Origin of the sequence: Roseivirga sp. 4D4, assembly GCF_001747095.1 — a bacterium.
Lineage (GTDB): Bacteria > Bacteroidota > Bacteroidia > Cytophagales > Cyclobacteriaceae > Roseivirga.
On record NZ_MDGP01000003.1, the window covers coordinates 1 to 515 of the forward strand.

Consider the following 515-nt stretch of genomic DNA (forward strand, 5'->3'; position numbering starts at 1 on the left):
CCTACTGCCATCGCGCAAGACTTTGAAGTATTCTTAGATCAGGATGGAGTGGCCACTATCACTCCTACTCAGGTAGATAATGGTTCTAATGATAACTGTGGTATCGCTTCCATTACTCTGGACAGAGACACTTTCGGATGTGCTGACCTTGGTGAAAACACTGTAACACTCACAGTGACCGATACCAATGGTAACACGAGTACTGCTACTGCAACCATTACAGTAACCGATAACATCGCTCCTACTGTGGTGACCAGAGATATTGCAAGAGTGATCGGAGCAGGTGGGCAGGTAACCATTACTGCTGATGATGTACTTAACTTTAACTGTGGTGGCGGTACTTCTATCCCTCAGCCTGTACCAGGATCTGGTGAGGTGACAATCGAGTTTGCTACCTGTACCGAAGATAACTGTACCATCGCCTCTAAAGAACTTGATAAGTACACCTTCGATTGTAATGATGTTGGGGTTAATACTGTAACTGTTACAGTAACCGATCAAAGCGGTAATAGTAC

Annotated in this window: 1 pseudogene; it reads left to right on the plus strand. The window is 44.9% G+C overall.

Annotation, left to right across the window (positions count from 1 at the left end):
• Positions 1-515: pseudogene (locus BFP97_RS20795) on the plus strand (hypothetical protein); the annotation flags it as partial.